Source organism: Paraburkholderia sp. SIMBA_054 (genome assembly GCF_046534875.1).
Lineage (GTDB): Bacteria > Pseudomonadota > Gammaproteobacteria > Burkholderiales > Burkholderiaceae > Paraburkholderia > Paraburkholderia hospita.
The window spans coordinates 1-243 of record NZ_JAWRXV010001493.1 but is presented as its reverse complement, the minus strand read 5'-3'; the positions used below and the strand labels follow the sequence as shown (position 1 = coordinate 243).

The 243-nt window shown below is 51.9% G+C and carries 1 protein-coding gene; it reads right to left on the bottom strand.

The features are described 5' to 3' along the window. Positions 1-227, bottom strand: a 227-nt coding sequence (locus SB822_RS60005) for a hypothetical protein (protein WP_410859497.1), incomplete at its 3' end; no start/stop codon positions are given. Positions 228-243: the final 16 nt, after the last annotated feature.

Genomic DNA, 243 nt, shown 5'->3' with positions numbered 1-243 from the left:
AGGCTGCGCATGACAGCAGATCCGCCAGAGGTTTGCGCCTGCGTGCTGGTCGCATAAACCATGTAACGTACATAGACCGCATAATCGCCCTCAACACTGAAGGTAATACCGTTTGGATCTATGCGATAGTAGACGCGCATTTGTCGCCCGGTCTTGTTCGCGGTCCGGTCAACAGCAGGAATTGTAAAATCTAGCCCCTGCAGCGCGATAATCGTGTCTACAAACATTGATTCATGCAGTGGG